The organism is Variovorax sp. P4_D9 (assembly GCF_056401695.1).
Genome location: NZ_JBFUIU010000683.1, coordinates 1 through 4712, shown reverse-complemented (window position 1 = coordinate 4712; position 4712 = coordinate 1). Strand labels below are relative to the sequence as shown.

Sequence of the window (4712 nt, the reverse complement as noted above, 5' to 3'; positions counted from 1 at the left end):
GCCGTGGCCTTCGGCGCATCGCAGGTGCTGGTGCTGGCGACCGGCGAAGAGGCGCCGAGCTACGTCGCGGCGCTCGGCAGGCAGATGGAGATCGCGCAGGCGCTGCTGCGCGGGCTGGGCTACGCGGGCACGCATTTCCGCCTGATCGAAGCGAGTTCGCCGGAGGCGCTAGACGCCACACTCGCGGGATTGCGCGAGACCCGCCAGCAGCTGCCCGGGAAGCCGGCCCGCTTCGCGGTCGGGGCCGAGAAGCGCAGCACGCTCGAACTCGCCCTTGACCACCTGATGGACGAGTCGCCGGCCCTGCGCACGCCAGCCCAAGCGCCGCTGGCGATCCCATTGCCCTCGGGCGCGCCTTTTGGCGCCATCTCCGTCGACAAGGACGCCTGCACCCTGTGCCTGGCCTGCGTCGGCGCCTGCCCCGCTAGTGCGCTGCAGGACAACCCGAACTCGCCGCAGCTGCGATTCATCGAGAAGAACTGCGTTCAGTGCGGTCTTTGCGAAACCACCTGCCCGGAGAACGCGATTTCGCTCGTGCCGCGCCTGCTGGCGGCGCCGGAGCGCAAGCAGCCGGTGGTGTTGAACGAGGCCAAACCCTGGGTCTGCATCCGCTGCAGCAAGCCATTCGGCACCCAGAAGGCGATCGAGGCGATGCTCGGCAAGCTCGCCGGGCACGCCATGTTCCAGGGCGAGGCGCTGGAGCGCCTCAAGATGTGCAGCGACTGCCGGGTCGTTGACCTGTACAGCGCATCGAACGAAATGAAGATCACGCAGCTATGAGTTCCCGCATCCCCGTCTCCTCCGCGCTCGACGAAGAAGTCGCTCGCGCCGAGCTCTATGGCCTGYTGGCCCGCCTCTGGTATGCGGCCCCCGATGCCGGCCTGCTCGAGGCATTCCAGGTTGCGCCGACCGAGGCACCGGCGGCCGGCGCGTTTCTCGAGGAACCGTGGCGGCAGCTCGTCGGGGCCGCACGCGGTACCGGCCTGGCCGAAGTGCGCGACGAATACGACGCCCTGTTCGGCGGCATCGGCAAGCCCGAGGTCTACCTGTTCGGCTCGCACTACCTGAGCGGCTTCCTGAACGACAAGCCGCTGGCCCAGCTGCGCAACGACCTCGACCGCCTCGGGCTGGCGCGAGACGAGTCGGTGTCCGAGTCCGAGGACCACGTGGCCTGCCTGTTCGAGGTGATGCGCTACCTGATTGCGGGCGAAGACGTAACGATCGCAAATTTAAGGCAACAAAAGGTATTTTATTCCACCCATTTGCAGCCTTGGCTCCAGGCGATGTGCGACGCGGTCTCGGCCCATCCCCGGGCCAGCTTCTACGCCGCGCTGGCCGGGCTGACCCGGGCATTCTCGGAAGTGGAGACCCAAGGCTTCGACATGTCGCACTGAGACCGAGGGATATTTCCGATACTGTCGCTCCGGCCGTCGACTAGTATTCCAAGATATGTAACTGGTTTCATATCTGATTTAGCCAGCCCATCCTGGAGATGTTATGCAGGACAGCCAAAACTCCGGCCTCCCGCCGGCCTCCCGCCGGGGATTCTTTTTCGGGGCTGCCACCGCTGGCGCCGCCGCGGCCGCCGTCACGGTGCTGCCCAAGGTCGTCGAGACGCCTGCCGCTGCGGCCGCCGCCTCGCTTCCGCCACCGCCCGAGAAGGGCGGCGGCTATTCACTGAGTGAACACGTCAAGCGCTACTACAAGACCACGTCTGCCTGAGGACGAAAGCCCACGATGCTATTGACCAAGAAATCGCCCGCCGCGGCGCGTGACGGCGACACCCCACGCGCTCCTTCCGGCTCCGCCTTCGTCCACAGCCTTCGGCGCGGCCTGTCGAATGCGCTGCCGACTATGGACCGGCGCGCCTTCCTGCGCCGCTCCGGCCTGGGCGTGGGCGTCGGCCTGGCGGCCGGCCAACTCACGCTGATCAAGAAGGCCGACGCCATGCCGGGCCAGGCGGCCGCGGTCGGCGCCGGCAAGATCGAGGTCCGGCGCACGGTGTGTTCGCACTGCTCGGTCGGCTGCGCCTCCGACGCCGTGGTCGAGAACGGCGTCTGGGTGCGCCAGGAGCCGGTGTTCGACTCGCCGATCAATCTCGGCGCGCACTGCGCGAAGGGGGCTGCCCTGCGCGAGCATGGCCATGGCGAGTACCGTCTGCGCTATCCGATGAAGCTGGTCAACGGCAAGTATGAGCGCATCAGCTGGGACACCGCCTTGACCGAGATCACGGCCAGGCTGGTCGACCTGCGAAAAGCCAGCGGACCCGACTCGGTCTACTGGATCGGCTCCAGCAAGCATAGCAACGAGCAGTCCTATCTGCTGCGCAAGTTCGTCAGCTTCTTCGGCAGCAACAACTGCGACCACCAGGCGCGCATCTGCCACTCGACCACGGTCGCGGGCGTGGCGAACACATGGGGCTACGGCGCCATGACCAATTCGTACAATGACATGCGCAACGCCAAGGTGGCGATGTACATCGGCTCGAACGCGGCCGAGGCGCATCCGGTGAGCATGCTGCACATGCTGCATTCGAAGGAGAACGGCTGCAAGATGATCGTGGTCGACCCGCGGTTCACGCGTACCGCGGCCAAGGCCGACGAATACGTGCGCATCCGCTCCGGGTCCGACATCCCCTTCCTGTTCGGCATCCTGTACCACATCTTCAAGAACGGCTGGGAAGACAAGCGCTACATCAATGACCGCGTCTTCGGCATGGACGATGTCCGCGCCGAGGTGATGGCCAAGTGGACTCCCGACAAGGTCGAGGAGGCCTGCGGCGTGAAGGAAGCGCAGGTCCTCAAGGTCGCGACCTGGCTCAACGAGAACCGGCCCGGCACCGTCGTCTGGTGCATGGGCCAGACGCAGCACACGATCGGCAACGCGATCGTGCGCGCCTCCTGCATCCTGCAGCTGGCGCTCGGCAACGTCGGCACGGCGGGCGGCGGCACCAACATCTTCCGCGGCCACGACAACGTGCAGGGCGCCACCGACGTCGGCCCCAACCCCGACTCGCTGCCCGGCTACTACGGCCTGGTCGAAGGCTCCTGGAGGCACTTCGCGGCCACCTGGGGCGTCGACTTTGACTGGATCAAGGGCCGCTTCGCGTCGCCCGCGATGATGAGCAAGCCCGGCATCACGGTGTCGCGCTGGATCGACGGCGTGCTCGAGAAGAACGAGCTGATCGACCAGGACTCGAATCTGCGCGGCGTCTTCTACTGGGGCCATGCACCGAACTCCCAGACCCGCGGCCTCGAGATGAAGCGCGCCATGGACAAGCTCGACCTGCTGGTGGTGGTCGACCCCTATCCGTCGGCCACCGCGGCGATGGCAGCGATGCCGGGTCGCCCCGAAGACCAGAACCCCAACCGCGCGGTCTACCTGCTGCCGGCTTGCACCCAGTTCGAGACCAGTGGTTCCGTCACGGCGTCGAACCGCTCGCTCCAGTGGCGCGAGAAGGTGATCGAGCCCCTGTGGGAGAGCCGCAGCGACCACATGATCATGCAGCAGTTCGCCGACCGCCTGGGCTTCGGCAAGGAACTCAGCAAGAACTACAAGATGCAGAAGGTCAAGGGCATGGACGAACCCGTGCCCGACGACATCCTGCGCGAGATCAACAAGTGCTGCTGGGCCGTGGGCTACACCGGCCAGAGCCCGGAGCGCCTGCAGGCCCATATGCGCAACATGGCGGCCTTCGACGTCCGCACGCTGCGCGCCAAGGGCTCGGTCAAGGACAAGGTCAACGGCTACGACATCGCCGGCGACTACTTCGGCCTGCCCTGGCCCTGCTATGGCACGCCTGAGCTCAAGCACCCGGGCTCGCCGAACCTGTACGACACCTCCAAGCACGTGATGGATGGCGGCGGCAACTTCCGCGCCAACTTCGGCGTCGAGCGCAACGGCAAGAACCTGCTGGCCGAGGACGGCTCGCATTCGCTCGGCGCCGCGATCACCACCGGCTACCCGGAGCTCGATCACCTGCTGCTCAAGAAGCTCGGCTGGTGGGACGAACTCACCGACGCCGAGAAGGCCAAGGCCGATGGCAAGAACTGGAAGACCGACCCCTCGGGCGGCATGATCCGCGTGTTCATGAAGAACCACGGCTGCCACCCCTTCGGCAATGCCAAGGCGCGCGCCGTGGTCTGGAACTTCCCGGATGCGATTCCGCAGCACCGCGAGCCGCTGTACGGCAACCGGCCGGACCTGATGGTGAAGTACCCCACGCACGACGACAAGATGGCTTTCTGGCGCCTGCCGACCCTCTACAAGAGCGTGCAGCAGAAGAACATCACCGACAAGATTGCCGAGAAATTCCCGTACGTGATGACCTCCGGCCGGCTGGTCGAGTACGAGGGCGGCGGCGAGGAAACGCGTTCCAACCCCTGGCTGGCCGAACTGCAGCAGGAGATGTTCATCGAGATCAATCCCAAGTTGGCGGCCGAGAAGGGCATCCGCAATGGCGAGCGGGCCTGGGTCCACACGCCGACCGGCGCCCGGCTCAACGTGCAGGCCCTGGTGACCGAGCGGGTCGGGCCCGACACGGTGTTCATGCCCTTCCACTTCTCGGGCCACTGGCAGGGCCAGGACATGTTGCCCTACTACCCGGCGGGCGCGCACCCGATCGTGCGCGGCGAGGCGATCAATACCGGCACCACCTATGGCTACGACAGCGTGACCATGATGCAAGAGACCAAGACGACCATCTGCAACGT

4 protein-coding genes are annotated in these 4712 nt (G+C 66.1%); all 4 read left to right on the top strand.

The features are described 5' to 3' along the window. A partial coding sequence (locus tag AC1DY5_RS42555; protein ID WP_478120446.1) for a 4Fe-4S binding protein occupies positions 1–780 on the top strand: 780 nt, incomplete at its 5' end. Beyond that, complete coding sequence (locus AC1DY5_RS42550) at positions 777–1394, top strand: TorD/DmsD family molecular chaperone (RefSeq protein ID WP_478120445.1); 618 nt, start codon at positions 777–779, stop codon at positions 1392–1394. The genes AC1DY5_RS42555 and AC1DY5_RS42550, both read left to right, overlap by 4 nt. A gap of 103 nt (positions 1395–1497) precedes the next feature. Continuing rightward, complete coding sequence (locus tag AC1DY5_RS42545; RefSeq protein WP_478120444.1) at positions 1498–1722, top strand: formate dehydrogenase; 225 nt, start codon at positions 1498–1500, stop codon at positions 1720–1722. A gap of 15 nt (positions 1723–1737) precedes the next feature. Continuing rightward, the coding region (locus AC1DY5_RS42540; RefSeq protein ID WP_478120443.1) for a formate dehydrogenase subunit alpha at positions 1738–4712 on the top strand (2975 nt) is incomplete at its 3' end.